The sequence below is a fragment of the Bradyrhizobium sp. WBOS08 genome, assembly GCF_024585125.1.
GTDB lineage: Bacteria > Pseudomonadota > Alphaproteobacteria > Rhizobiales > Xanthobacteraceae > Bradyrhizobium > Bradyrhizobium japonicum_B.
The window spans coordinates 6,531,959-6,558,489 of the sequence record NZ_CP028988.1; the positions used below are offsets into that span (position 1 = coordinate 6,531,959).

General features: G+C 66.2%; 25 protein-coding genes. 9 read left to right on the forward strand and 16 right to left on the reverse strand.

The genetic code is table 11. From position 1 onward, the window contains the following. Positions 1–1,194: 1,194 nt before the first annotated feature. From gatB to DCM80_RS30785, 7 genes are all read right to left on the reverse strand, one after another. Entirely contained in the window at positions 1,195–2,679 is a 1,485-nt protein-coding gene (gene gatB, locus DCM80_RS30755) for an Asp-tRNA(Asn)/Glu-tRNA(Gln) amidotransferase subunit GatB (protein WP_257195089.1), read from the reverse strand. Next, complete coding sequence (locus tag DCM80_RS30760; protein ID WP_257195090.1) at positions 2,676–2,981, reverse strand: hypothetical protein; 306 nt, start codon at positions 2,979–2,981, stop codon at positions 2,676–2,678. Before DCM80_RS30760 ends, gatB begins: the two co-directional genes overlap by 4 nt. Then, complete coding sequence (gene gatA, locus DCM80_RS30765) at positions 2,972–4,447, reverse strand: Asp-tRNA(Asn)/Glu-tRNA(Gln) amidotransferase subunit GatA (RefSeq protein ID WP_257195091.1); 1,476 nt, start codon at positions 4,445–4,447, stop codon at positions 2,972–2,974. Before gatA ends, DCM80_RS30760 begins: the two co-directional genes overlap by 10 nt. After that, a complete protein-coding gene (locus DCM80_RS30770) occupies positions 4,444–4,668 on the reverse strand; it encodes a hypothetical protein (RefSeq protein ID WP_257195092.1) in 225 nt (74 codons plus the stop codon). Before DCM80_RS30770 ends, gatA begins: the two co-directional genes overlap by 4 nt. Before the next feature lie 24 nt (positions 4,669–4,692). Further along, positions 4,693–4,980 carry an Asp-tRNA(Asn)/Glu-tRNA(Gln) amidotransferase subunit GatC gene (gene gatC / locus DCM80_RS30775; RefSeq protein ID WP_025036738.1) on the reverse strand — a complete coding sequence of 96 codons (288 nt, stop codon included), beginning with the start codon at positions 4,978–4,980 and terminating at the stop codon, positions 4,693–4,695. 91 nt (positions 4,981–5,071) lie between these two features. Continuing rightward, positions 5,072–6,148, reverse strand: coding sequence for a nitronate monooxygenase family protein (locus tag DCM80_RS30780; protein WP_257195093.1), 1,077 nt, complete (start codon positions 6,146–6,148; stop codon positions 5,072–5,074). 122 nt (positions 6,149–6,270) lie between these two features. After that, on the reverse strand, positions 6,271–7,311 hold the full coding sequence (locus tag DCM80_RS30785) for a nitronate monooxygenase family protein (protein WP_257195094.1): 1,041 nt from the start codon (positions 7,309–7,311) through the stop codon (positions 6,271–6,273). Positions 7,312–7,406: 95 nt separating this feature from the next. Here DCM80_RS30785 and DCM80_RS30790 point away from each other — a divergent pair, with 95 nt between their 5' ends. After that, positions 7,407–8,297 (forward strand): LysR family transcriptional regulator, encoded by an 891-nt coding sequence (locus DCM80_RS30790; protein WP_257195095.1) that lies wholly within the window; start codon positions 7,407–7,409, stop codon positions 8,295–8,297. A 217-nt stretch (positions 8,298–8,514) separates the two neighbouring features. Here DCM80_RS30790 and DCM80_RS30795 read toward each other — a convergent pair whose 3' ends face one another. Together DCM80_RS30795 and DCM80_RS30800 are read right to left on the reverse strand one after the other, a co-directional pair. Further along, on the reverse strand, positions 8,515–10,665 hold the full coding sequence (locus DCM80_RS30795; protein ID WP_257195096.1) for a DNA/RNA non-specific endonuclease: 2,151 nt from the start codon (positions 10,663–10,665) through the stop codon (positions 8,515–8,517). A gap of 345 nt (positions 10,666–11,010) precedes the next feature. Beyond that, positions 11,011–11,223 carry a hypothetical protein gene (locus DCM80_RS30800; protein ID WP_257195097.1) on the reverse strand — a complete coding sequence of 71 codons (213 nt, stop codon included), beginning with the start codon at positions 11,221–11,223 and terminating at the stop codon, positions 11,011–11,013. Between the two features lie 45 nt (positions 11,224–11,268). On the opposite strand from DCM80_RS30800, the gene ruvX reads away from it, so the two are divergent. Further along, complete coding sequence (gene ruvX / locus DCM80_RS30805; RefSeq protein WP_257195098.1) at positions 11,269–11,748, forward strand: Holliday junction resolvase RuvX; 480 nt, start codon at positions 11,269–11,271, stop codon at positions 11,746–11,748. Positions 11,749–11,751: 3 nt separating this feature from the next. Beyond that, positions 11,752–12,675, forward strand: a complete 924-nt coding sequence (locus tag DCM80_RS30810; protein WP_257195099.1) for an AEC family transporter — start codon at positions 11,752–11,754, stop codon at positions 12,673–12,675. On the opposite strand, the gene DCM80_RS30815 is transcribed toward DCM80_RS30810, so the two are convergent. The 4 genes from DCM80_RS30815 to DCM80_RS30830 form a co-directional block, all read right to left on the reverse strand. Beyond that, a complete protein-coding gene (locus DCM80_RS30815) occupies positions 12,676–13,440 on the reverse strand; it encodes a CPBP family intramembrane glutamic endopeptidase (RefSeq protein ID WP_257195100.1) in 765 nt (254 codons plus the stop codon). It lies immediately after the preceding gene. Between the two features lie 77 nt (positions 13,441–13,517). Then, positions 13,518–15,161: an acyl-CoA dehydrogenase family protein gene (locus DCM80_RS30820; RefSeq protein ID WP_257195101.1), complete on the reverse strand. Its 1,644-nt coding sequence runs from the start codon at positions 15,159–15,161 to the stop codon at positions 13,518–13,520. A gap of 188 nt (positions 15,162–15,349) precedes the next feature. Further along, a complete protein-coding gene (locus tag DCM80_RS30825; RefSeq protein ID WP_257195102.1) occupies positions 15,350–16,114 on the reverse strand; it encodes a M15 family metallopeptidase in 765 nt (254 codons plus the stop codon). Further along, on the reverse strand, positions 16,111–17,505 hold the full coding sequence (locus DCM80_RS30830) for a caspase family protein (protein ID WP_257195103.1): 1,395 nt from the start codon (positions 17,503–17,505) through the stop codon (positions 16,111–16,113). The genes DCM80_RS30825 and DCM80_RS30830 overlap by 4 nt, the downstream gene beginning before the upstream one ends. A gap of 171 nt (positions 17,506–17,676) precedes the next feature. Between DCM80_RS30830 and DCM80_RS30835 the strand changes: the two genes are divergently transcribed. The 4 genes from DCM80_RS30835 to DCM80_RS30850 all read left to right on the forward strand — a co-directional run bounded on the left by DCM80_RS30835 (position 17,677) and on the right by DCM80_RS30850 (position 21,951). Beyond that, positions 17,677–18,624: an aspartate carbamoyltransferase catalytic subunit gene (locus DCM80_RS30835; RefSeq protein WP_028135931.1), complete on the forward strand. Its 948-nt coding sequence runs from the start codon at positions 17,677–17,679 to the stop codon at positions 18,622–18,624. A 5-nt stretch (positions 18,625–18,629) separates the two neighbouring features. Then, complete coding sequence (locus DCM80_RS30840) at positions 18,630–19,931, forward strand: dihydroorotase (protein ID WP_028135930.1); 1,302 nt, start codon at positions 18,630–18,632, stop codon at positions 19,929–19,931. Between the two features lie 47 nt (positions 19,932–19,978). Continuing rightward, entirely contained in the window at positions 19,979–20,575 is a 597-nt protein-coding gene (plsY, locus tag DCM80_RS30845) for a glycerol-3-phosphate 1-O-acyltransferase PlsY (RefSeq protein WP_257195104.1), read from the forward strand. Positions 20,576–20,748: 173 nt separating this feature from the next. Continuing rightward, entirely contained in the window at positions 20,749–21,951 is a 1,203-nt protein-coding gene (locus tag DCM80_RS30850; RefSeq protein WP_257195105.1) for a patatin-like phospholipase family protein, read from the forward strand. Here DCM80_RS30850 and DCM80_RS30855 read toward each other — a convergent pair. Further along, positions 21,943–23,187, reverse strand: coding sequence for an amidase (locus DCM80_RS30855; protein WP_257195106.1), 1,245 nt, complete (start codon positions 23,185–23,187; stop codon positions 21,943–21,945). The genes DCM80_RS30850 and DCM80_RS30855 overlap by 9 nt on opposite strands. A 91-nt stretch (positions 23,188–23,278) precedes the next feature. Between DCM80_RS30855 and dprA the strand changes: the two genes are divergently transcribed. After that, positions 23,279–24,421 (forward strand): DNA-processing protein DprA, encoded by a 1,143-nt coding sequence (dprA, locus tag DCM80_RS30860; RefSeq protein ID WP_257195107.1) that lies wholly within the window; start codon positions 23,279–23,281, stop codon positions 24,419–24,421. Between the two features lie 84 nt (positions 24,422–24,505). Here dprA and DCM80_RS30865 read toward each other — a convergent pair whose 3' ends face one another. Next, the gene (locus DCM80_RS30865; protein ID WP_257195108.1) at positions 24,506–24,916 is read right to left on the reverse strand and encodes a helix-turn-helix domain-containing protein; all 411 of its coding nucleotides are present in this window, start codon (positions 24,914–24,916) and stop codon (positions 24,506–24,508) included. Positions 24,917–24,999: 83 nt separating this feature from the next. Here DCM80_RS30865 and DCM80_RS30870 point away from each other — a divergent pair, with 83 nt between their 5' ends. After that, a complete protein-coding gene (locus tag DCM80_RS30870; protein WP_257195109.1) occupies positions 25,000–25,608 on the forward strand; it encodes an FMN-dependent NADH-azoreductase in 609 nt (202 codons plus the stop codon). 75 nt (positions 25,609–25,683) lie between these two features. Here DCM80_RS30870 and DCM80_RS30875 read toward each other — a convergent pair whose 3' ends face one another. Next, positions 25,684–26,457: an SDR family oxidoreductase gene (locus DCM80_RS30875; RefSeq protein ID WP_257195110.1), complete on the reverse strand. Its 774-nt coding sequence runs from the start codon at positions 26,455–26,457 to the stop codon at positions 25,684–25,686. Between the last annotated feature and the right edge of the window lie 74 nt (positions 26,458–26,531).

The window sequence follows — 26,531 nt, forward strand, 5'->3', positions numbered from 1 at the left end:
CGCGCACCGTGCTGTCATTCCCCGCGCAGGCGGGGAATCCAGTATCCGCAGCTCATCGATTCAATCGCTACCGCCTCGGAGTACTGGATCGCCTGGTCCTCGTGCGCAATTGCGCACTGGCGGGCGATGACACCGCGAACGGAGAAGCGGCATGCGAATAGCGGGAATCAAGCCGCGGCCCGGGGTGCCACAAGCCACAGTTCGGGCGAAGCCGGCGCGGCCACGTCGCGGATCAGGTCAGCAATGTCGGGAAATGGGAATGCCGGCAATACCCCGGCCTCAGGAGAACGAGGGCGTCGGCGAACACGTCAGGACCAGATTTCACGTTGACCCGAAGGCCGCCTGTGAAATTGCGGAGCCCCATTCCGGAGAACCGCACCGAACGAAGAAAACTCGTTTCTTCTGCCGGACCGTCAAAGCGAACGATCCGACCGTTGACCTGATGTCTCGCCGACACCCTCTATCGTCGATCAGAACCTCGAGGAGGCGCTGATGACGTGCCGGCTAGGAGCCGGCAACTTCAGAAGTCGAAGTTACTTCTTCTTCTTGGCGACCTTGCGGGTCTTCTTCGCAGTCTTCTTCACTGCGCTCTTCGCCTTCTTCGCCTTCTTCGCTTTCTTGGCCATGTTGCCCTCCGATGTGTGAGATGGCTTTAATCGCTGCGTGCACTCGGGGATCGAATGCACTTCATCCCGAATACACCAACACAAAGAAAAAAACAGCGTCTCGCTTAAAGAAGTGTTGACGACACAACGCGCGTGCGCTTGGCGAGCGCGATGCAAGCGCACTGCCCGACGCGTGCGATCGACCGCAGGGAGTGCTCGCAACATCGATGGTCGCAGCACATGCGATTGCAGAAAAACACTACGCAGCAAGTATTTTCCTGCACGCGCGCATCGCACGCGATCGTCGCGATGACGGACGTCGGCAATCCCGCGATCACCTCGCGAAGGCGCTTCGCGGACTCTGAGTCGCGAATTTTGGCAACGAAAATATTTTCGTGCTTAACGGCGCGAGCGCTCGTCGAAGCGTGCGCGAGACGCCGTTTTGCGCGAATCGCGTCACGGCGATTCGGTCGTCACATCGCCGCCGATCGGGATGAAGTGAGCCGCCGAGGATGCGTGCGAACGTCGCATCGAGGAACGAAAGCGAGGTGACGAGACTTGTCCGTCACCTCGTTCGAACGCGCGGGTGTCAGACGCCGAGCTTGGACTTGAGCAGGTCGTTGACGCTCTGCGGGTTGGCCTTGCCGCCGGACGCCTTCATCACCTGGCCGACGAACCAGCCGAGCGACTGCGGCTTGTCCTTGACCTGCGCGGCCTTGTCCGGATTGGCGGCGATGATGTCGTCGACAACCTTCTCGATCGCCGAGAGGTCCGTGACCTGCTTCATGCCGCGGCTTTCGACCAGTGCGCGGGGATCGCCGCCTTCCTGCCAGACGATCTCGAACAGATCCTTGGCAATCTTGCCGGAGATCGTGCCCTCGCCGATCAGATCGACGATCGCAGCCAGCTGCTCGGCGCTCACCGGAGAGCCCGTAATATCCCGGCTTTCCTTGTTGAGACGGCCGAACAGCTCGTTGATCACCCAGTTCGCCGCCATCTTGCCGTCGCGCGCACGGTTGCCGAGCTTGTCCAGCACGGTCTCGTAGAACACCGCGCTCTCGCGCTCGGCAACGAGCACGCTCGCATCATAGGCCGACAGGCCGAAGTCGGCGACGAAGCGCATCTTCTTCTGGTCCGGCAGCTCGGGCAGCTCAGCCTTCAGCTCATCGACGTAGCCCTGCGAGAACTCCAGCGGCAGCAGGTCGGGATCGGGGAAGTAGCGGTAGTCATGCGCCTCTTCCTTGGAGCGCATCGAGCGGGTCTCGCCCTTGTTGGGATCGTAGAGCCGCGTCTCCTGATCGATCTGGCCGCCCTCCTCCAGGATCTCGATCTGGCGCCGCGCCTCGTACTCGATCGCCTGGCCGATGAAGGTGATCGAGTTCATGTTCTTGATCTCGCAGCGGGTGCCGAGCGGCCCGCCGGGCTTTCGCACCGAGACGTTGACGTCGGCGCGCAAGGATCCCTTCTCCATGTCGCCGTCGCAGGTGCCGAGATAGCGCAGGATCGAGCGCAGCTTGGTCACGTAGGCCTTGGCCTGCTCGGCATCGCGGATGTCAGGCTTGGAGACGATCTCCATCAACGCCACGCCGCAGCGGTTGAGATCGACATAGGACATCGTCGGCGACTGGTCGTGCAGCAATTTGCCGGCATCCTGCTCCAGGTGCAGCCGCTCGATACCGATGTTGGCCACCTTGCCGCCGTCGAGTTCAACGACGACCTCGCCCTCGCCGACGATCGGCGACTTGTACTGGCTGATCTGGTAGCCCTGCGGAGAGTCCGGATAGAAATAGTTCTTGCGGTCGAACACCGAGCGCAGATTGATCGCGGCGTTGAGGCCGAGCCCGGTTCGGACAGCCTGCCTGACGCACTCCTCGTTGATGACGGGCAACATGCCCGGCATCGCCGCATCGACCAGCGAGACATGGCTGTTGGGCTCGCCGCCGAACTCGGTCGAGGCCCCGGAGAACAGTTTCGACTGCGAGGTGACCTGGGCATGGACCTCCATGCCGATCACGACTTCCCAGTCGCCGGTCTGGCCCTTGATCAGTTTTCCCTGTCTGACTGACGCGTTCATGCTTTTCCATCCCCGAGCAGTGCGGAGACCATCCGCTCCCACTCCGCTTCCAATGAATCCTTCGCCGCCGGCTGGCCAGCCTGGCGGTACCAGTAGCCGGCATTGCCGAGATCGCCTTCGACGCGGTGCAGATAAGCGTGCACCCAGGCGGCGTCGCGGCCGCTGTCGTCCTGAACGATCTGGTGTGCGCGGTCCCAGTCGCCCTTGGCGGCCCACCAGAGGCCTCTGAGCGGCGCGTTCAGGTCCGGCGCGGGCGCCGCGCCGCCGAGGCTCGCGATGAAATCGGCGACATTCACCACCACCTCGTCGGTGTGAAGCGGCCGGCGGCCTGCTCGATCACCTCGCCGAGCGAGAACAGCGTCTCCTCGTCGAACGGACGGCCGATCAGCTGCAGGCCGAGCGGCAGGCCTTGCGCGTCCTTGCCGGCGGGCACGGCGATGCCGGGCAGGCCCGCCATGTTCACCGTCACCGTGAAGATGTCGTTGAGATACATCTCGACCGGATCGGCGCCGCCCTTCTCGCCGATGCCGAAGGCGGCCGACGGCGTTGCGGGGGTGAGGATCGCGTCGACGCCCCTCGCGAAGCAATCCTCGAAATCCTTCTTGATCAGCGTGCGCACCTTCTGCGCGCGCAGATAATAGGCGTCGTAATAGCCCGCCGAGAGCACGTAGGTGCCGATCATGACGCGGCGCCGCACTTCCGCGCCAAACCCTTCCGCGCGGGTATTCTCGTAGAGCTCGTTGATGGTCTTGCCCTGCTCGCGCAGGCCGTAGCGGACGCCGTCATAGCGCGCGAGGTTGGAGGACGCTTCCGCCGGCGCCACGATGTAATAGGCCGGTAGCGCATACTTGGTGTGCGGCAGCGACACCTCGACCAGCTCGGCGCCCGCCGCCTTCAGCCAGGCCGCACCCTCTTCCCAGAGTTTCTCGATCTCGGCCGGCATGCCGTCGAGACGATATTCCTTGGGGATGCCGATCCTCATGCCCTTCACGGACTTACCGATCGCAGCCTCGTAATCCGGCACCGCGATATCGACCGAGGTGGTGTCCTTCGGGTCGTGTCCGGCCATCGAGCGCAGCAGCATCGCGGCATCGCGCACGCTGCGCGCGATCGGGCCGGCCTGGTCGAGCGAGGAGGCAAAGGCGACGATGCCCCAGCGCGAGCAGCGGCCATAGGTCGGCTTGATGCCGACGGTCGCGGTGAAGGCCGCCGGCTGGCGGATCGAGCCGCCGGTGTCGGTCGCGGTCGCGCCCATGCACAGCAACGCGGCCACGGCCGAGGCTGAGCCGCCGGACGAGCCGCCCGGCACCAGCGTCGTGTTGCTGCCCTCGCGCCGCCAGGGATTGCCGACCGGGCCGAAGCACGAGGTCTCGTTGGCCGAGCCCATCGCGAACTCGTCGTTGTTGAGCTTGCCGAGCATCACGGCGCCGTCGCGCCAAAGCTGCGACGTGACGGTCGATTCGTAGGTCGGCACGAAATTGCCGAGGATCTTCGAGCACGCCGTGGTCCGCACGCCCTTGGTTGCGAACAGGTCCTTGATGCCGAGCGGAATGCCGGCGAGCGGGCCGACATCGCCCTTGGCGATCTTCTCGTCCGCGGCATTCGCCATGCTGCGCGCCTGGTCCGGCGTCTCCATCACGAAGGCGTTGAGCACGCGCGCTTTCTCGATCGCACTCAGATGCGCGTCGGTCAGCTCGAGCGACGTGAAAGTCTTGTCGGCGAGACCCTTGCGGGCCTCGGCGAGCGTCAGCGATGTCAAATCGGTCATTTATTGATCGGGCTGCAGAAGAACGGAGACAGGGTCTTGTCGTTGGCCGGGTCGTCTTGCATGACGTTTTTCTTGGCGGCGGCATTCGCGGCGGCCTTGATCTCGTCGAGCACGGCATTGACGGCGACATTGGGATCGGCGACCTTGCCCTGCCGCTCCATCTTGTCGAGATAATTCATGTAGGCCTGATAGGCCTTCTCATCGTCGCAAAGCAGACACATCGGACCACGTCCTGAATAGGAGACTCACTCCACGACCTTCGGCACGAGGAAGAAGTGCCCCTCGGTCGCGGGCGCGTTGGCGACAATATCGTCGGCGATGCCGCCGTCATCGACCACGTCCTGCCGCTTCTTCATCTGCATCGGGGTGACCGAGGTCATCGGCTCCACGCCCTCGACATTGACCTCCGAGAGCTGCTCGACGAAGGCGAGCATGGCGTTGAGCTCGCCCTGAAGATGCGGAACCTCGTCCTCGGAAACAGCAATGCGCGCCAGATGCGCGATGCGGCGGACGGTAGCGGCGTCGACGGACATTATATAAGGCCTCTCACGGCAAAACCCAGCACGGTAAAACCTGAGTGCCGTATAGCAGAGGCCGCTTTTGCGCCGCAACCGGCGCTTCCCCCTATCTGGCGAGGGCTTTCATGCGGGCCAGCGCCGATTTGGCGAGATCCCGGGTCAATTCGGCCGCGGGGACCTCGCGGCCGAGGGCCACGGCCTGTCCGGCCCAGAGATTGGTGAAATCCACCCGGCCCTGCTTTTCGGCAGCCGCCTTCAGCGGTCCGAGCGCGGTCGCGGCATGGGGAAAAGGCGGCGCATCCGGCGACACCGGGCCGGCCTCACGCATCAGCCGGTTCTGCACGCCACGCGCCGGCCGGCCGGTCATCACATTGGTGATGACGGTGGACTCATCGTCCGCCTCGGCGAGCGCCTTGCGGCCGCCCGCGCTGACCTTCGATTCCGGACAGCGCAGATAGGCGCTGCCGATCTGCACCCCGGAGACGCCAAGCGCAAAGGCAGCGGCGATGCCGCGCCCGTCGGCAATGCCGCCGGCCGCGATCACCGGCACCTTCACGGCATCGACGACCTGCGGCACCAATGCGAAGGTGCCGGGCTGCTCGGCGATCTTGTCGGTCAGGAACATGCCGCGATGGCCGCCCGCCTCCGCGCCTTGCGCGATCACGGCATCGACGCCGCGCTGTTCGAGCCAGACCGCCTCCTTCACCGTCGTCGCCGACGAGATGACGCGGCAGCCGGCAGCCTTCACCCGCTCGAGCAGCGCCTGCTCAGGCAGACCGAAATGGAAGCTGACGACTTCCGGCTTCAGCTCCTCGACGACCTCGCAGAAGGCGGCATCGAACGGTGCGCGGTTCGCCGCCGCGATCGGCGCTGCGGGATCGAGACCATGCTCGGCGTAATAGCCCGCGAGCCGCTGCTTCCAGCGCGTTTCGGCCTCCGCCGTGAGCCCGACCGGCGTGTGGCAGAAGAAGTTCATGTTGACCGGCGCCTTGACGCGCTGGCGGATCAGAGCAACCTGCTCGCGCGCCTTCTCCGGCGTGATCATCGCACTCGGCAGCGAGCCGAGCGCGCCGCCCTGCGCCGCCGCAATCACCAGCTCCGCATCCATCACGCCGGCCATCGGCGCCAGCACGATCGGAAATTCGGTCTTGAAGAGGTCGATCAGTCGACGGTCAGGCCACATGGTTCTTGCCTCGTATTCGCTCTTGCCCCCTCTCCCCTTGTGGGAGAGGGTGGATCGCCGCGATAGCGGCGAGACGGGTGAGGGGTTTGCATCCGCGGATACAGACCTCTCAGATTTGTCTTTTATTCTCCGCGGATAGAACCCCTCATCCGGCGCTGCGCGCCACCTTCTCCCGCAAGGGGAGAAGGGAAGCCCGCCGTCACCGAATTGCGCTTTCCTTCCAGCAATTGCTCCGCCTCGATCGCGATCCGCGCGACGATCTCGGCGGCGGGTGGAATATCATGGATCAGCCCGGCCGCCTCGCCGGCGAAAACCGCGGCGACCTCGAAATTGCCCGCGGCTTTCGCCGCAGCATAGTCCTCGGCGACCTCGCCCGCGCGCTGCATCAGCTCCACCTCGCAACCGGTCCAGCGCTTGATGTGATCGTTGACCAGTGTTCGTGCCGTGAACGGAGCCGGCCAGAACAGTTTCCGCGACCAGTCGGGAACGACGCCGCGCACCGTGTCGTTGCCGGTCGCCATGCGAATGCGTTCCTTGGCCTCCTGCGCGCCGTTGGCCTCCACGCTCGCATAGAAACGTGTGCCGATCAGCACGCCGGATGCGCCCAGCATCATCATCGCCGCGAGGCCCCGGCCGTCGGCGATCCCGCCGGCTGCGACGACCGGCACACGTCCGGCCGCCAGATCGACGATCGCAGGCACGATGTCGATGGTGGTGCGCGATGCGCCATGGCCGCCGGCTTCGGTGCCCTGCGCGACCAGGATCTCCGCGCCGGCATCGAGCGCCTGCCTGGCCATGTCCTCGCTCTGCACCTGGCAGATCAGTCGCGCACCGCGCTCCCTGATGCGCGGCGCAAACGGCGCGGGATCGCCGAACGACAGCATGATCGCCTGCGGGCCAGCGTCGAGCGCGACATCGAGCAGGTCGGGCTGTTTCGCCAGGCTCCAGGTGATGAAGCCGATGCCGAACGGTGCAAAGCCCTTCAGCTCTGCGGCTTCCGTCCGAAGCCGGGTGGCGTCGCCGTATCCGCCACCCAGGATGCCGAATCCGCCGGCCTCGCTGACCGCGCGGGTCAGCCGACTGCCTGCGATCGTATCCATGGGAGCCGACAGGATCGGATGTCTGATCCCGAGGAGCTCCGTCAGCGGCGTGGCGAACGGCATGGGTCCTCCCTCACTGGACAGGAAGACTAGGCGCAAATAACATTCTTCAAAATTGAATTCTATAGAATGCTGCCATCTCAAAAGAGAAACGCGCCATGGAACTCAGCGATCTCCAGACCTTTGCCACTGTGGCCCGCACCGGCGGCATCACCCGCGCCGCCGAGGAGCTGAACACGGTGCAGTCCAACGTCACTCAGCGCGTGAAGGCGCTGGAGGCGGAGATCGGCACGGCGCTGTTCGAACGCCACAGCCGCGGCATGACGCTGACCGGCGCCGGCAAGCGTCTCTTGCCTTACGCGCAACGGATGGCCGCGCTCTCGCGCGAGGCCGCATTGGCCGCGCGGGATGATGGCGAGCCCAAGGGACCGCTTGCGATCGGCTCGATGGAAACGACCGCGGCGGTGCGGCTGCCGCCCCTGCTCGCCGATTTCCACCGCCGCTTTCCCGCCGTGCGGCTTTCCTTGCGCACCGCGCCGACCGCCGACCTCGTCGCAGCCGTGCTCGACGGCGCGCTCGACGGTGCCTTCGTCGCCGGCCCGATCGCGCATGCCGACCTCATCGTGACGAGCGCGTTCCGCGAAGAGCTGGTGCTCGTGAGCGCGCGGCGCTGGGCTTCGCTTGCCGAGCTGCGCGCCGGCACGCCGGAATCCGGTCCGACCGCGCTGGTGTTCCGCACCGGCTGCACCTACCGCCAGCGGCTCGAACAAGTGTTCGTCGAGTTCGGCTGGCCGTCGGCCGCGCGCTTCGAGCTCGGCACGCTCGACGGCATGATCGGCTGCGTTGCCGCCGACATGGGCGTGACGTTGCTGCCGCGCGCGGTCGTCGAGCGCAGCGCGATGAATGGCAGCATCGCGATCCACGCGCTGAGCCCGGCGCACGCGCGCGTCGAGACAGTGTTCATTCAGCGTCGCGCCGGACATCAAACCAGCGCACTGAGCGGTTTTGCCGACTGCCTGAAGAAGGACGAGGCCGTCATCGCAGCCTGACGCGGTGACGCCGCATAGAGCGGAACGGCTTCAGGTTGAACCGATCGGTGCGGCTCGTTCACCTCTCCCGCAGGCGGGAGAGGTCGACGCGAAGCGTCGGGTGAGGATTTTCTCCTCTTGGGGACTGTCCCATTGTGGAGGCACCCTCTCCCCAGCCCTCTCCCGCAAGCGGGAGAGGGAGCGCACCCTTCGTTGCAGCAATCGGGCTTCATCCCATCTAGAGCCGAATATCCTCATAAGATTCGATCCGCCGCGGGCCGACCGCGGTCGCCTCGTGCGAATCCGCATCAGCGAGATTGCCGAAGTCGAGCTTGGTCAGTTTCGCGAGGTCCGCGATCGAGACCTGAAACACGCTGACGTCCTCCTCCGACATCCGCTCGCGCAGGTCCATCTCCTGGATGCGGTCGATCTCTATGACCAGCTTTCGCTGGCTCATCAGGAAGGCCGCCGCCTTGAGCGCGTCGTCGTCCTCGTTGCGCCGGATCAGGATCTTCCAGAAATATTTCGGGATCTGGACGCCGCCGAAGCTCGGATCCTTGTGCGGCCGGCCCGCTGGATTGGGCAGATCGGACCCGTCGGCGTCCGGCCCGTCGAACACAGGGCCGTTCATGACGATGCCCTTCTCCTCGCCTTCGAGCAGGACGTCGCGGGTATAGTCCTCCAGTCCCGCCCAGAGCTGCTTGCCCTGGTTGAACGAGAAGAACTGCGGCGCGCAATTGGTGAAGTGGAAGGAATCGTCACCATGCTGCTTGGCCGCGGCGACGGTGTCGCCCCAGGTGGCATCCAGGCGGCGTACGAGATGACCGCGGTCGAACGGATTCTTGCTGCGATCCGCCTCGAACGTGGCCTGCTTGCGGTAGAACTCGTCGCCGATCTGGGCATCGTCGTCGATGCGCGGGTCGCGCAGCCAGGAATCGCCCTCGCGCTTGCCGACGTCCTGCTGCTTGCCGCCGTCGATATTGACGCAACTGAAGAAGGCCAGCCGACGATCCTTGTTCATGACCACGCTGTAGTTGAAATATTTCAGCTCGGATTGCTTGGAACTTCCCTTGAGCATCGCGATCCTGGATTTGAGAGAGGCAGGAATCTTCGGCAAGGGCACCGAGAATTTGCCGGTGCCGAGGAAATTCGCCTTGTATCCTGGACGCGATTTCAGCGTGCTCTGATCGATATGCACGGCTTCTATCGGCAGGCCGTTGTTCGCGCTGATGTGCGGCAGCAGGCCGGCCGGGCGGGCTATCAAAGGCGCGCCGCCATTTGCCATGCCGCCGTTCGGCGCCCCTCCGTTGCCTCCCGCAGGTCCCGGCGCGGGTGCGAACGGCGCGAACGGGATGTCCTTCTTGAACATCGGCAACGGCACGCGGATCGGGACCACCAGCGAGGTCCCATCGAGGGACTGCTCGACCCAGACATTGGCGCTGAAAGCAGGCGCGGCAGCCGGCGCCCGGACCTTCGCAGTCTCATGCCGGATCGGCGGCTCCTCCTCGTCCAGCACCGGCTTGATCAGGCGATGGGAGCCGACGGCAACCTTGAGATCGGCGACGATCGCGCTGATGCGGATGCCTTCGTTGGCGATCCAGTCGATCAGGGATTCGTCCATCGACGGCTTCCACACCTTGCCGTCCTTGGTCAGGGTATGACCCTGCGCATTCTTCCGGGGAACACCGCTGTGGTGCAATGCGACCACCTGCCAGAAGCGGTTGAACGCCGGCGAGCCCGACGACCCCGCCGTCGTGTCGGTGTTGTACCAGAGGAAGTCGCCGACATATTTGAGCAGCTTGTTCTCGCGGACGCAGACCTGCTTCATCTGCCCGCTGGGATGCTGGATGATGGTGAGGTACTCGCCGGGGTCCGCCTTGCCGGGCGCGGCGCTGAGCGGCAGCCATCCGAAGTCCTCGAGCTCCTGCCCGCCGGACAGCGAGGTCGGCGCCACTGCCACCACCGAAAAATCCAGCCTGTCGTTGGTGTAGAAGAATCTGCCCGGCTCGAATCCGAACCGCACCGGCGCGCGCTCGTGTCCCGAAATGTCGAGCTCGTAGTTGAAGTCGCCGATCGAATTGGCCGCATCGGCCGGCTTGCCGAAGACATGATTGTTGGTCAGCAGCAGGCCCGGCCCGATCAGAAAGCCCGAGCCATAGCCGAGCAGGTTCGACTTGAGATCCCTGAGCTGGATGCGGCAGACCGAGCGCGAGGCGGCGGTCCCCTTGGCGAGATAATTGATGCTGTCGAGATCATTGCCCTGGATGATCCGCTCCAGGCCGATCTCGGCCTTCTCCATGTCCTGGGTCTCGGCGAGCAGCTGGCGCTGGCGCACGCGCATCTTTTCGACCGACATCTCGATCGGACCGTCGCCCAATTTCCGGTTCAAGGCTTCGGGTGAGAACTCGGCTTGCTTGAATCGCCTTTCTGAGCCCGCGATCAGGCTTGGCTTGATGAGCATCGTGACCTCTCAAATGACTGGGCGAATATGGGACGCGGTCGGGGCGCCAGAAAATTTGCGCCAAGATCGCAGCGCGGGCCGGATTGCGGGCCGCGGCCGATCGTTTTGGAAAATCGCGGGCATATACCCCGCACCACTCTAAACCTGCACATTCATTGGCACGCAACCACAGGCATCATGCCATGGTCTGGGCGTCATCAGTGTGAGATTTGCCACAAATCATGGATGTGGCCGCCCGTCGCAATTTCGCGCGTCGTGGGGCCGTCGGACGATCTACGCCCTGCGCTGCCACCGCCGCAGTGCCACGACGGCCCAGATCGCCTCGACCAGGCCGAACGGCCAGGCACCCTGGAGAAAACCATAGGCCGAGCCGAGCGCGCAGGACGCGGCGAACAGCAGCACGAACCAGTGGCTGCGATCTTCCAGGGCGTAAGTGACCAGCATCGCCGAGACGGCGAACAGGCCGAATAATGTCAGCGCATCCATTGTTTCGGGTTCACTCCGCGGCGTGACGCGTGATATGCGCTTCGCATGCCGGCTATTATCCTGCCTCTCGTCGATGCTGCAACCCACTGGCCCGCGCGCGGCGCGCTGGTCGGGCTCGACTTGGGCACCAAGACCATCGGCGTTGCCGTGTCCGACCCGGACCGGAGACTGGCGACCGGCGTCGAGACGGTCCAGCGCACGCAATTCAAGCGGGACGCGGCCCGGCTGCTCACGATCGCGGCGGAGCGTAAAGCGACCGGATTCGTGCTCGGCCTGCCCATCAACATGGACGGCAGCGAGGGCCCGCGCGCGCAATCCACCCGCGCCTTCGCCCGCAATCTCGCCGGTCTGACCGCGCTTCCCATCGGCCTGTGGGACGAGCGCCTCTCGACCGCGGCGGTCGAGCGCGAGCTGATCGGCATGGACGTCAGCCGCGCCAAGCGCGCCGAGGTGATCGACGAGCACGCTGCCATCTTCATCCTGCAAGGCGCGCTCGACCGTCTCGCCAATCTCCGCACCGGTTGACCCATGCCGGTCGTCATCGCGGCGCTGCTGCCGGTCTTCATCCTCATCGTGCTCGGCGTCGTGCTGAAGCGCAGCCTGATGCGGCTCGACACGCAATGGCACGGGCTGGAGCGGCTGACCTATTTCGTGCTGTTCCCGATGCTGCTGATCCAGACCCTGGTGAAGGCCGACCTTTCCAAGGTACCGGTGGCCGGCGTCGGCGGCGCGCTTCTCTTGGCGGCGCTGGCGATGTCGCTGCTGTGCCTCGCGCTGCGCCCCGCCCTGGCGCGGCTCGGCGTCGACGGCCCCGCCTTCACCTCGATCTTCCAGGGCGCGACGCGCTGGCAGACCTTCGTGGCGCTGTCGATCGCCGCCAATTTGTTCGGCGATGTCGGGCTGGCGCTCGCCTCCGTGGCGATGGTGGCGATCATCCCCCTCGTGAACGTGTTCAGCGTCTCGGTGCTCGCTCGCTATGCATCGCCCGAAAGGCAATCCGCCCGCGCCATCGTCATGACCTTGGTGCGCAATCCCCTGATCTGGGCCTGCATCATCGGCCTCTCCGTCAATGTCAGCCACTTGCCGCTGCCGAGGTTATGGCACGAGGTGGCGGATGCGCTCGGCAGTTCCTCGCTCGCCATCGGCCTGCTCGTTACCGGCGCCGGGCTGCATCTGGAAGGTCTGTTGCGCCCCAGCGCCGGCGCTGCCATCGGCGTCGTGCTCAAGCTGGTGCTGATGCCTGCGTTGGCCTTGGGGCTCGGCGTCTGGTTCGGGCTTTCCGGCAACAGCCTTGCGATCGTCGCGATCTGCTCGGCGGTGCCGACCTCGTCGAGCGCCTATGTCCTCGCCCGCCAGATGGGCGGTGACGCCCCATTGCTGGCGCAGATCATCACGCTGCAGACCATCTGTGCGGCGATCACGATGCCGGTTGCGATCGCGCTGGCGGCCTGATCAAGCGCCCAGCCACATCGTCAGCACCACAGCGGTCAGGTTGTTCAGCGCGTGCAGCACGATCGTCAGCCAGAGCGAATTGGCACGATAGCGCATGTAACCGAACCAGAGGCCGATGGCGAGGACCTCGGCGAGGAAGTAAAGGTCGTATTGCAGGTGGACGATGGTCCACACCAGCGACGACAGCAGGATCGCGCCCGGCACGCCCAGGAAGCTCGCCGACCAGCCGCGAAACAGAAAGCCGCGCGCCAACACCTCTTCCGACATCGGCGCGGCCACGCTGAAGGCGAACAGCAGCAGCAGCGCCGCGCCCTTGTCGCGGCCCGATTTCAGCAGATCGGTCATGAAGCCCGGCGTCGCCTCGCGGCCGAGCGCGCGCGACATCGTCTCCCAGACCAGCACCAGCAGGATGAGGCCGACCGCGCCGAGCAGCAGCTGCTTCCAGGACGGCCAGTGCAGCGCGAGATAGTCGACGAAGGACGCCTTCTTGATGGCGATGGCGAGCCACACCGCCAGAAGTGTCGCCGGCAGGCCCATGATGACCGAGAGCGCAAGCGTTTGCGGCTCGCGGCCGACGACCTGGATCGAGGCGAGCTCCATCGGCAGGCCGCGCTGCGCTGCCACCAGGACGACGGCGCCTATCTGTCCGACGAACATCGCGACGAAAATGAACACGCCCCACAGCGCCGTGCCCCAGAACTTCCAGACGGACGGCGGCGCCGGCGTGATGGTCGGCGGCGGATGGTCGGGATTGAGGGAATCCATCAGGATGCTTTCGTTGGAATTTCACCGTCATTCCCGGGCGATGCACAGCATCGAACCCGGAATGACAGAATGAATGATCACGGCAGCGCCCGCTCCAGCAGCGTGCGGACCTCGCCGCTGTCCAGCTCCACGGCGCCGTACATGCTGGCATGATTGGCCGCGAGACGCGTCACCGCGAACAATTCGGCACTGCGCGGCGAGACGCCGTTCAACGCCGCGGCCGCGGCCAGCAGCGCCAGCTTCTCGACGGCAAGCCGCGCGACGCGCTCGCCGTCGGCACGCCGGAAAGTCTTGCCGATGAAAGCGACCGTCTCGCTTGCCCCCGGCAGACCCTTGCTCTCGGTCGCCAGCGACTGCAGCACCGCCATCGCGGCCTCCGGCTCGCGCGAGAGCGCGCGAAGCACGTCGAGGCACATCACGTTGCCCGAGCCTTCCCAGATCGCGTTGACCGGCGATTCCCGATAATGCCGCGCCAAAATGCCGTCCTCGACATAGCCGTTGCCGCCGAGGCATTCCATGGCCTCATAGAGGAACGGCGGCGCGCTCTTGCAGGTCCAGTATTTGATCGCCGGCGTCAGCAGCCGCATATAGGCAGCCTCCGCCGCATCATGCGGCGTGCGATCGAAGGCGCGGCAGAGCCGCATCACCAGGGCCGTGCTCGCCTCGACATGCAGCGCCATGTCCGACAGCACCGCCTGCATCAGCGGCTGATCGGCCAGATGCTTCTGGAACACGCTGCGGTGACGGGCGTGATGCAGCGCATGCGCCAGCCCCGAGCGCATCAGGCCGACCGAGGCGATCGCGCAATCCTGCCGCGTCAGCTGCACCATCTGGATGATGGTGCGGATGCCCTTGCCCGCCTCGCCGACGGCTTGCGCATAGGCGCCTGTGAATTCGACCTCGGAGGAGGCATTGGAGCGGTTGCCGAGCTTGTCCTTCAGCCGCTGGAACTGGATCGCGTTGACCGATCCATCCGGTGCAAAGCGCGGCATGAAGAAGCAGGTCAGGCCCTGCTCGGCCTGCGCCAGCACCAGGAAGGCGTCGCACATCGGTGCCGACATGAACCATTTGTGGCCGGTGATGCGATAGGCCTCGCCATCGCGCACCGCGCGGCTCATATTGGAGCGCACGTCGGTGCCGCCCTGCTTCTCGGTCATGCCCATGCCGAGCGTCATGCCGCGCTTGCCCCACCACGGTGCGAAGCTCGGGTCGTAGCTCCTGGTCGACAGCACCGGCATCACCTTGCCGAGCAGGTCCGGCTGCGTCGCCAGCGCACCGACGGAGGCACGCGTCATCGTGATCGGGCAGAGGTGGCCGGTCTCGACCTGGGCTGCCATGTAGAATTTCGCCGCACGAATGACTTCGGCGGCATCGCCCGCCGGTTTGCCGTTCGCAGTCCATGTCGAATTATGGACGCCGGCCTGGGCGCTGTGCGCCATCAGCTCGTGATAGGCCGGGTGAAACTCGACCTGGTCGCGGCGATTGCCCTTGGCGTCGAAGCTGCGCAGCTTCGGCGTGTTCTCGTTCGCGAGGCGCCCGCGATCGGCCATCGCGGCCGAGCCCCATTGCCTGCCAAACTCGGACAGCTCGCGTTCCGCCGCCGCGCCGCCATTGGCCTTGACCGCCTCGACCAGCGGCCGGTCCACGGCGAACAGGTCGATATCCTCGAACGGCGGTGACTGGTTGAAGACCTCGTGGGTCGCAAAGCTCGGCTGGGTCATTTTGCTTCCATAGAATCTATCTCGGCTCGGGCGGTGCCACCTCTCCCATTGGGAGAGGTCGCGCCGGAGGCGCGGGTGAGGGGCTACGCTCAATCGAGGGACCTGATCCCCTCACCCGGCGCTTCGCGCCGACCTCTCCCCTTGGGAGAGGTAACCCTGCTCGCAGGTGCTTCCGTTTCAATCGAACTCTACCTCGTCTGCGGCTGGATCGGGAAATCATAGGCCGCCCCGCCGGCTCCAGGCAGGGAAAAGTGCCACCACTCCTTCGAATAGTTCACAAAGCCTTGCCTGGCCATCGCCGTCACCAGCCGCTTGCGCCAGCTGCGTTGTTCGGCCGTGATCGACGGTGCCGCGGTATGGCCCTTCGTGTCGGTGCAGTCGTAGCCGGTCCCCATATCGACACTGCCTTCGGGTGCGCGCGCTTCGACCGGCGCGGTGCAATCGGCATAGGTTCTCGACGGATCGTACTTGGCGGAATTGTCAGCCTTCAGATCGACCAGCGTCAGATCGAGCGCCGCGCCGGTGGAATGTTGCGAACGGCTCGCGATGTAGCCGAGCCGGAACAGCTCGGTCTTGGGGATCTTCGGATTGTAGCGCCGCTCGGCGGCGGTCTCGTGACCGTTCTGCGACCACTTGACCATGTCGATCGAGGCCCGCGCCGGCCGGTAGCAATCGAACATCTTGAGCGAGAGATTCTGTGCGGCGAGCTCCTGCTGCACCGCCTTCAGCCGCAGCCCGACCTCGCGCTTCACCACGCATTCACCGGCATTGTAGCCGGCCAGCGGCCGGCCGACGAAATTGTTCGAGGTGGCGTAGCGGATGTCCTGGATGATGCTGGGGTCGAGGTCGCGCAGATAGACGAAATCGCCGGGCAAGCTCTGCGCCCGCGCCGGCGCGAGCACCGATATCGCAAGCAGCATAGCGAGCGCCGCGATTCCTGTCCTTGCGGTCATTGCACCGGATCCGAGTTGACCAGAAGTTTCGTGATCGCGGTGTCCGTGTATTTGTTACCGGCCCAGACGTCGTCGATGATGAACTGCATCCAATGGGCCGTCACCGGCGGTCGCAATGTCAGCAGTTGCGCCGACAGCCTGTCCTCGAGAATGAAGACCTGCGACTCGCCGCCGGAGAACAGCACCCGGATCTGACGAACCCTGTTGTTCTTGGAAAAGATGTCGGAGTTCTTCTGGTAGCCGTTCTGCACATGGATCGACTTGACGCGCCGCTGCGTTTCGAACTCGACCGTGATCCATTCGCCGATGCCGTTGCCGGCTGCACCCTCGACCCAGGCCGTCCCCGTCGAGGCATCGAACAGGTTGGTCGCGCCGTATGAATTGCCGAATTGCGGCTTCAGCATCGAGCTGACGCAATAGGTCTCGAAGCCGCTGCGGGCGCAGCTTTCACCCGCCGCGGACGGACGCGGCGGCCGCATCGTCGCGCGCTCCGCGGCCGCAGGCTTTGCCGGCGGCTTCACCAGCATGCCTGCCACGCGCGGCATCGCGGGTGACGCCTCCCAAAGATAGATGCGTCCGCCGAGCGTCTGGTCGTAATAGGCCGGCGTCTGCTCATGCGGTGCCGGTTGGCCGCCAACGTCCGTCGCGGTCAGCGCCAACGCCGCCACGCGCTCGCGCACCTCGACCGCGAGATCGCCGAGATGCAGCTCGGGCCGCTTCAGCTGCTCGACGAAGATCCGCGTGAACACCGAATTGTTCGCGGTATCGCTGCCGCCGAGCTGGTCGAGCGCGGTCTGGCCGATCCCGGCCGAATAGAGCGTGAAGATGCCGCGCGCCGGCCGCGCATCCGCGAGCCCCCGCGTATTGCCGATCGAACGGCCGGCGGCGCGCGGAAACGGATTGTCGCGGCAGGCGTCGATGACAACGAAGGCGACCCGCACCGACTTTGCCTGGAGCTCCGCGATCAAGTCGGGCTCGGCGATCGAGGCCCCGCGCACCCGCGCTTCAGCGCCTTCGCTCACGGTCGGAACATCGCTCGGCACCAGGTAGTTCACCCCCGCGATCGCCACACCGTGCCCCGCATAGAACACGGCCGCCGTGTCGCCCGGCTCGAGCCGCGCCGTGAAATCGGCGAGGCGGTCGATCATGGCCTGGCGGCCGAGATTGGTCCCCAGCACGATGTCGAATTGGAGTGCCCGCAGCGCGTCGGCGACGCTGGTCGCGTCATTGGCCGCCTTCTTCAATTGACGGTCCGCCGGCAAGTTCGGATAGAGGTCGTTGCCGATCACGAGTGCGACGCGCTTCTCCGCCAGCGCCGGTGTCGCCATGCCGACGAGGCACAGGGCCGCCAGCGCAGCGACATTGCGCGCCAGTCGATTAAAATACCGCATGCTCGTCATGATCCGGCCCGTGACGCGACGAAGAACACAAGTCTAGCGCAAAGCGGCAGCTCCGAACACAGGCCGGCGGCGGCGTGTTGCCCGTAAAGCACCGTGGATAAGTCCGCAGGCCGGATTTGAAGCTTGCTCCCCCCGTCATCCCCCCCTATAGCTCTGCTTTTAATGACATCGAAATCCACCTTCGTCCTCGGCCACCGGCATTTGCTGGGCATCGAGGGCCTGTCCGCTGCCGACATTACCGGCCTGCTCGACCTGTCCGAAGAATATGTCGAGCTCAACCGCCAGGTTGACAAGAAGCGCACCGTCCTGCGGGGACGGACGCAGGTGAACCTCTTCTTCGAGGCCTCCACCCGGACCCAATCATCGTTCGAGCTCGCGGGAAAGCGGCTCGGCGCGGACGTCATGAACATGTCGGTCTCCTCCTCCTCGATGAAGAAGGGCGAGACCCTGATCGACACCGCGATGACGCTGAACGCGATGCATCCGGACATCCTGGTGATGCGCCATCACGCCTCCGGCGCGGTGGAACTGCTGGCACGCAAGGTTGACGGTTCCGTGATCAATGCCGGCGACGGCGCGCACGAGCATCCGACCCAGGCCCTGCTCGACGCGCTCACCATCCGCCGCAACAAGGGCCGGATCGAAGGGCTGGTGGTCGCGATCTGCGGCGACGTGCTGCATTCGCGCGTCGCCCGCTCCAACATCATCCTGCTCAACACGATGGGCGCCCGCGTCCGCGTGGTCGGCCCGACCACGCTGCTGCCGCCCGGCATCGAGCGGATGGGCGTCGAGGTCGCGCGCGACATGCGCGAGGGGCTCAACGGCGCTGATATCGTCATGATGCTGCGGCTGCAGCGCGAGCGCATGAACGGCTCCTTCGTGCCGTCGTCGTCGGAATATTTCCACTATTTCGGGCTCGACCAGAAGAAACTCGCCTACGCCAAGCCGGACGCGCTCGTGATGCATCCCGGCCCGATGAACCGCGGCGTCGAGATCGACTCGATCGTGGCCGACGGCGCGCAGTCCCTGATCCGCGAACAGGTGGAGATGGGCGTCGCCGTGCGCATGGCGGTGCTGGAAGCGCTCGCCCGTAACCTGCCGAACGCGTGATGCCGATGCTGATCGATCGCCGCCCCGTCCTGCTTGCCAACGCCCGCGTCGTCGATCCCTCCAGGGATTTCGACGGTGTCGGCGACGTCCTGATCGCCGACGGCACCATCCGCGAGACCCGCCGCGGCATCGGCGCGGCCGGCGTCCCCGAGGGCACCGACATCGTCAATTGCGCCGGCAAGATCGTCGCGCCCGGCCTCATCGACATGCGCGCCTTCGTCGGCGAGCCCGGCTTCAGCCATCGCGAGACCTTTGCCACCGCGAGCCAGGCGGCCGCGACCGGCGGCATCACCACCATCATCTGCCAGCCCGACACCTTGCCGGTGATCGACAATTCGGCGACCGTCGACTTCGTGATGCGCCGCGCCCGCGACACCGCGATCGTCAACATCCAGCCGATGGCGGCGCTCACCAAGGGCATGCTCGGCCAGGAGATGACCGAGTTCGGCCTGCTCAAGGCCGCGGGCGCCGTCGCCTTCAGCGATGCGGCCCGAAGCGTGACCAATGCGCAGGTGATGCGCCGCGCGCTGACCTACGCACGCGATTTCGATGCGCTGATCGTGCATTTCACCGAGGACCCCGATCTCGTCGGCGAAGGCGTGATGAACGAAGGCGAGTTCGCCTCGCGCCTCGGCCTGATGGGTATCCCGAATGCTGCCGAGGCCGTGATGCTCGAACGCGACATGCGCCTCGTCGCGCTGACCGGGGGCCGCTATCACGCGGCCTCGCTGAGCTGCATCGACTCCCTCGACATCCTCCAGCGCGCCCGCGACGCCGGGCTCGCCGTCAGCGCCTCGGTCTCCATCAACCACCTGGCGCTGAACGAGAACGACATCGGTCCCTACCGGTCGTTCCTGAAGTTGTCGCCGCCGCTGCGCAGCGAGGACGACCGCCGGGCATTGGTGGCGGCCGTCGCCTCCGGCCTGCTCGAGGTCATCATGTCCGACCACAATCCGCAGGACGTCGAGGTCAAGCGGCTGCCGTTCGCCGAGGCCGCGCCCGGCGCCGTCGGTCTCGAGACCATGCTGCCGGCGGGCCTGCGGCTCGTGCACAATGGCGAGCTGGACCTGAAAACGCTGATCCGGGCGATGTCGACCCGCCCGGCCGAGCTGCTCGGCCTGCCTGGCGGAACCCTGCGCGCCGGCAGCCCGGCCGACGTCATCGTGATCGACCCCGATGTGCCATGGGTGGTCGATCCCGCCGACCTCAAATCGCCCTGCAAGAACACCCCGTTCGACGAGGCCCGCTTTACAGGCCGCGTGGTGCGCACCATCGTCGGCGGCCGGACGGTGTACGAGCATGTCTGACCTGCGCGATCCCGCGACTTTGAAATCCAGCCTTTGGAGAGGCCGCCATGGGGCTTGAAGCATTCCTGCCGGTGGCCTTCGTCATCGGCTACCTCCTCGGCTCGATTCCGTTCGGCCTGGTTCTGACCCGGCTCGCCGGCACGCAGGATATCCGCTCGATCGGCTCCGGCAGCATCGGCGCCACCAATGTGCTGCGCACCGGGCGCAAGAGTCTTGCCGCCGGCACCCTGCTGCTCGACGCGCTCAAGGGCACCGCGGCCGTCGTGATCGCCGGCTATATCGCAGGTCCCAACGCCGCCATGGTGGCCGGGCTCGGCGCCTTCCTCGGCCATCTCTTCCCGATCTGGCTGAAGTTCAAGGGCGGCAAGGGCGTCGCGACCTATATCGGCGTCCTGCTCGGCTTGTTCTGGCCCGGCATGGTGGTGTTCTGCCTGCTCTGGCTGGCGACCGCCTTCACCACCCGCTACTCCTCGCTCTCGGCACTGGTGGCGGCGTTCATCACGCCGATATTCCTGTGGTGGTTCGGCCACCTCGCGCTCGCAGCATTGTTCGCGGTGCTGACGCTGCTGTTGTTCTATGCGCATCGCGAGAACATCAAGCGCCTGCAGGCCGGCCAGGAAAGCCGGATCGGCGAGAAGGCGTAAGCCGCGTCAAGCAAGGCAACCAAAGCCAGGGCATCTACGGATACCGAAGCCCCCTCTCTGCATTATATCTCGAATCCTGTTCGCAACTCGTCGCCGACTCGCAAGGCGAGGTAGCGAACGGGTTCCATGCCTGTCATCCTGACGGGCCAAATGGCGTGACGCGGTTGCTCAGAATGGGCGAGACGAACGACGGCATGCACGAGGAGTCCGGCCCGCAGGGCACTGCGGCAAGCCGGCTGCTGTCGACGACCAATATCTGGTCCGATGCGCCCACACCGCCTCCTGCGCCAGCGCCCGTTGCCGTTCCGCCGGCGGCGCCCTCACTTGCCCCCGTCGCACCAAGTCCTGTTGCGGTCGAGCTCCGACCTGCGGCCGCCCCGGCTGCATCAGTGCAGGCGCGCCCGGCCCGATGGCCGCCGCGGCAATTGTCGCTGGCGCTGCAGGGCGGCGGCACCTTTGCCGCCTTCACCTGGGGCGTGCTGGAGCGGCTGCTGGAAGAGCCGATCGAGATCGACACCATCAGCGGCGCCAGTGCCGGCGCCATCAATGCGCTGCTGCTCGCCTCCGGCCTCGCGGAGGGCGGCCGCGAAGCGGCCCGGTTACGGCTGAACCGGTTCTGGCTTCGCCTGATGCACGAGGCCTCGTTCCGCTCTCTGATGCTGCTCGGCGGCTTCTCGCCGGCGGGAAGCTCGGTCGCATTCGGTCCGACCCTGCGCTCGGGCCAGTTCGATCCGTTCGATCTCGATCCGCTGCGGCTGGCGCTGTCGCGCGACATTCATTTCGCGGCGCTGCAAGATCCAGGAGCACCAAAGCTGCTGATTGCGGCGACGCGGATCCGCGACGGCCAGCAGCAGATCTTCCGCAACGACTCCATCACCGCCGACGTCGCGCTGGCCTCGACCTGCCCGCCCCTGGTTCATTGCGCCGTCGAGATCGACGGCGAGGCCTATTGGGACGGCGGCTTCGGCGGCAATCCGCCCTTGCTGCGGCTGGCGCAGGAGACGACGACGGCCGACGTCCTGCTGGTCCAGGTCACCCCCGCGCGTGACAGCTACGTGCCCATCACCCTCGCCGCGATCGACCGCCGGCTCGACCAGATCGCGGCCAACGCCGCCCTCAATGCCGAGATGGCGGCGGTCGCATGGGCCCAGTCGCACGCAGCCCCTTCGCTGCGGCTCACCCGGATCGCGGCTGAAGACTCCGTCGACGGCCTGGCGCAGCGTTCATCGACCGACCTCGGCCGCGGCTTCATCCGGCTGCTGCACCGGAGCGGTCGCGCCGCCGCCGAGCGCTGGCTCGGGCAAGATGCAAACGCCGGCGTAGCGCCTCCGGCGTCCGCAAAGGCCCTGGCTGCCTCCGAACCCGCGCTAACCTGACTTCGCCAGCGCCTGCTCCAGGAACCATGCCGTCGCGAGCGCCCGCGCATCGCTGCCGAAGCGCGCGATCACCTGCACGCCAACAGGCAGGCCGCCGACCTTCAGCACCGGCACATTGACGCAAGGATTGCCCATCAGCGTCCAGAGCCGGTTGTAACGGGGATCGCCTGTGGTCGCGAGCTCCTTGGCGGGCGCGGTGCCCGGCGCCGAATAGGTCAAGAGCACGTCGACGCCCTCGAACACTTCGCCGAGCTCGCGGCGGCCGCGGCGGCTGATCCGGCGCGCCTCGTCGTATTCGTTCGGCGTCAGATGGGTCGTCGCATCGAGGCTGGCCCGCAGCATCGGCGCGATCTCGTCGTGACGCTCCGAGAACTCCCAGGCCAGTGCGCGATGCGCCTCGAAATCCTGGACGATGGGGTGGATGCGCCAGGCCTCCTGCACGGCCTCAGGCAGATCGATGGTCTGCACGCTGGCGCCGGCCTTTCCGGCCGCCTTGATCGCAGCCTGCAAGCCCTGTTCGGCCGCCGGCTCCACGCCGCCGGCGAACTCCTGCCTGACCACGCCGATGCGCGGCGCCTTCGCCGGAACGATGCCGGAAAATTCGGTGCGACCGGTCATGGCCAAAAGTCCGCGCGCGAGATCCTCCGCGCGGGCGCCGAACAGGCCGACCGTGTCGAGCGCCCACGAATAGCACTTCACGCCAACCGTCGGCAGCATGCGGAACGACGGCTTGATCGCGGCGGTCCCGCAATAGGCCGCCGGCCGGATCACCGAGCCGCCGGTCTGGGTGCCCAGCGCCAGCGGGATCATGCCGGCGCCGACCGCCGCCGCCGAGCCCGCGGAGGAGCCGCCAGGCGAATGGCCGGGATTGTGCGGATTGAGCGTCGGCGTCGGATCGCGCGAGGCGAATGCGGTGGTGGTGGTCTTGCCGATGATGGTGGCCCCTGCCCGCTTCAGCATCATCACCACAGGCGCGTCGCTGCGCGGCTGCCAGCCGCGATAGATCTCCGAGCCCATCTCGGTCGGCATGTCAGCGGTGTCGATGATGTCCTTGATGCCGACCGCGATGCCGCGCAGCGGACCGGAGCCTTGCGCCTTCGCCGACTTGTCGTGGCGGACGAAGGCGTGGACGTCGTTCTCCCTGGCTTCGATCGCCGCATGCGCCTCGGCGATGGCGGCATCGGGCGACACCTCGCCCGCTTCAATGCGGCGCTGGAGGTCGGCGAGTGAAATCATGGCAAGATCCTTCTTATTGGCCTTGCTTTTAGCATCGGGCCGAGACCGCGCAAGCGCACGTCGCTGTTGCGCAACGCCCTCAGGTTGTTCCATGCTGCGCCTGCAAGGAGCCGCCGTGGACGCCATCAATCCGAGCGTGGAGCTGACCGAGGCTGAGCGGATCGACCGCCTGCGGCTGATCCGTTCCGACAACGTCGGCCCGCGCACCTTCCGCTCGCTGGTCGATCATTTCGGCAGCGCGCGCGCCGCCCTGGAGCGGCTGCCTGATCTCGCGCGCCGCGGCGGTGCGCAGCGATCGGGCCGCATCTGCAGCGCGGACGAAGCCAAGGCCGAGCTGGCCGCAAGCCGCAAATTCGGCATCGCCTGGCGCGCGCCCGGCGAGGACGGCTATCCGGCCCGGCTGGCGATGATCGACGACGCGCCGCCGCTGCTCGCCGTGCGCGGCGACGCCAAGACCCTGGTGCGGCCGATGATCGCCATCGTCGGCTCGCGCAACGCCTCCGGCGCCGGGCTGAAATTCGCGGGCCTGCTCGCGCGCGAGCTCGGCGAAGCCGGCTTCGTCGTCATCTCCGGGCTCGCGCGCGGCGTCGACCAGGCCGCGCATCGCGCCAGTGTCGACAGCGGCACCGTCGCCGTCCTCGCCGGCGGCCATGATTGCATCTATCCGCCCGAGCATGGCGAGCTGCTCGCGGCGATGCTCGATCACGAAGGCGCCGCGATCTCCGAGATGCCGCTCGGCCATGAGCCGCGTGCCCGCGACTTCCCGCGCCGCAACCGGCTGATCTCGGGCGCTTCGCTCGGCGTCGTCGTGGTCGAGGCGGCGCACCGCTCGGGCTCGCTGATCACCGCGCGCATGGCGGCCGAACAGGGCCGCGAGGTGTTCGCCGTGCCGGGCTCCCCACTCGATCCGCGCGCCGCCGGCGCCAACGACCTGATCAAGCAGGGCGCGACCCTCGTCACCGAACCCGCCGACATCATCAACGCCGTGCAGCCGATCATGGAGCGGCCGTTAATGATTGACGCGGGCGAGCCCGACAGCGAGCCGTTCGAGAGCGATCCGCAAGGCCACGACCGCGACCAGATCACCGGCCTGCTCGGCCCGGCCCCGATCTCGATCGACGATCTCGTGCGGATGTCCGGCGCCTCGCCCGCGATCGTGCGCACGGTGCTGCTGGAGCTGGAGCTGGCCGGAAAGCTCGAACGCCACGGCGGCGGGTTGGTATCGCTGCTGTAGAGCTGGGCCTTTTGGCCAAATGGATTCCGGGCTCCCTCGCTCCACTCGGGCCCCGGAATGCCCGGGAAGATCGTCGGATGTCCGCTAGCCGTTGTTGCGCCGATCGAACTGCGTACGTGCAGTCTCGATCTGCGTCAGGTGGTCCATCGCCCACTGCCCTAGCGCTTTCACCGGCTCCTGAAGCCCACGGCCGAGATCAGTCAGCTCGTAGTCGACGCGGGGCGGTATGGTCGGAAAGATCGTACGCGTGACGAGGCCGTCGCGCTCGAGACCTCGCAGCGTCAAGGTCAGCATGCGCTGCGAGATGCCGTTGATCATGCGCTTCAGCTCGTTGAAGCGCTTCGGCCCGTCGCTCAGCATCATGATGACGAACACGCTCCATTTGTCGCCGACGCGGGACAGGACCGAGGCCACGCCGCGACAATCGGCATGATCGGGATCGGGCCGTGGCGGAGCAGGCAAATCGGCGTGCGTCGGTTTCAGTAATGTGCCCATGGCTCAAAAAAGTGCGTTCTTGCGGGGATTTCGGCGGTCACTCATGTAGTTCGAGTTACAAATCTATACCATGGGTGACCCAAATGAAACTGCTCCATCTCGACTCCAGCGTCCTCGGCCCGCACTCCGTCTCCAGGCAGGTCTCCGCCGCCATCGTCGACCGGCTGCGCCAGGCGACGCCTTCGCTCGACGTGGTCTATCGCGACCTGACCCTGACCCCGCTGGCCCACCTCTCCGGCTCGCACCTCGCCGCCGCGCAAGGCGCCCCCGCGCCGGCAGAGCTTGCACCCGACCTGGCCGCAAGCGCGGCCGCGCTCGACGAGTTCCTTTCTGCCGACATCGTCGTGATCGGCGCCCCCATGTACAATTTCACCATTCCGAGCCAGCTCAAGGCTTGGATCGACCGCATCCTCGTGGCGGGGAAGACATTTAAGTATGGCGCCGCGGGGCCCGAGGGTCTTGCCGGCGGCAAGCGCGTGATCGTGGCGATCTCGCGCGGAGGCTATTACGGCGCGGAGACGCCGTACGCGGCCGGCGAACACCTCGAAAGCTATTTGCGCTGGGTGTTCGGCTTCATCGGCATCGCCAGCGTCGAGTTCATCCCGGCCGACGGCATCCAGGTCGGCCCGGACCACCGCGAAAAGGCGATCGCCGGTGCGCTCCAGTCGGCAACGACTTTGCGCGCAGCCTAGCGCTGGGGCACGCGGACCGTCCGGCGCAACACGCATCTTGCGCCGGACGGAAGAAAGGTTCGTTGGCGGAAGCGATCAGCCCCGGTAGATCGGCGCGCCGCTTGGAGAGGCCACCGCGCCGCCATCGACGAAGATCTCCTGGCCCTGCACATGCGCGGCATCGTCGGAGGCGAGGAACAGCACCGTCTTCGCAACGTGATCGGTCTCGCCGATGCGCCCGAGAGGCGTCGACAGCGCGATCCGCCTCTCGAACGCCTGCTCGGCTTCCGGAGTCGCGGTCGCGGGTCCCCAGATCGGCGTGCGGATCGCGCCGGGCGCCACGACATTGACGCGAATGCCGCGCGGCGACAGCTCCGAAGCCATGATCCGCGCCATCGCCCGCACCCCGGCCTTGGCGGCGCCGTAGGCGGAGTAGCCGGGAATGCCGAGCACGGAGATCACCGAGCCGTTGAGGACGATCGAGGCGTTGTCGTTGAGATAGGGCAGTGCCGACTGCACCGTGAAGAACACGCCGGTCAGATTTGTGCTGATGACCTTCTCGAAGACTTCGGGCGCCGCCGAGCCCAGCGGCGTGCCGCCGGCGATGCCGGCATTGGCGAACACGATGTCGAACTTGCCGAATGTCTCGGCGCCCTGCCTGATCGCGGCTTCCGTCGCGGCGATGTCGGTGGCATCGGCGGCGAGCGCGAGCGCGTTCGGCCCGAGCTGCTTCGCCGCAATTTCCAATGTCTCTTTGTTGCGCCCGGTGATTACCACCTTGGCGCCCTCGGCCACGAACAGCTTTGCGGTCGCAAGGCCAATGCCGCTATTGCCGCCGGTGATCAGGGCCGTCTTGTTCGTCAGTCTCACGCTCGCCTCCAATGGTTGCATCATAAAACTAGGTTGCCATCTAGGGCATATGGTTTTATGATGCAACCACACAA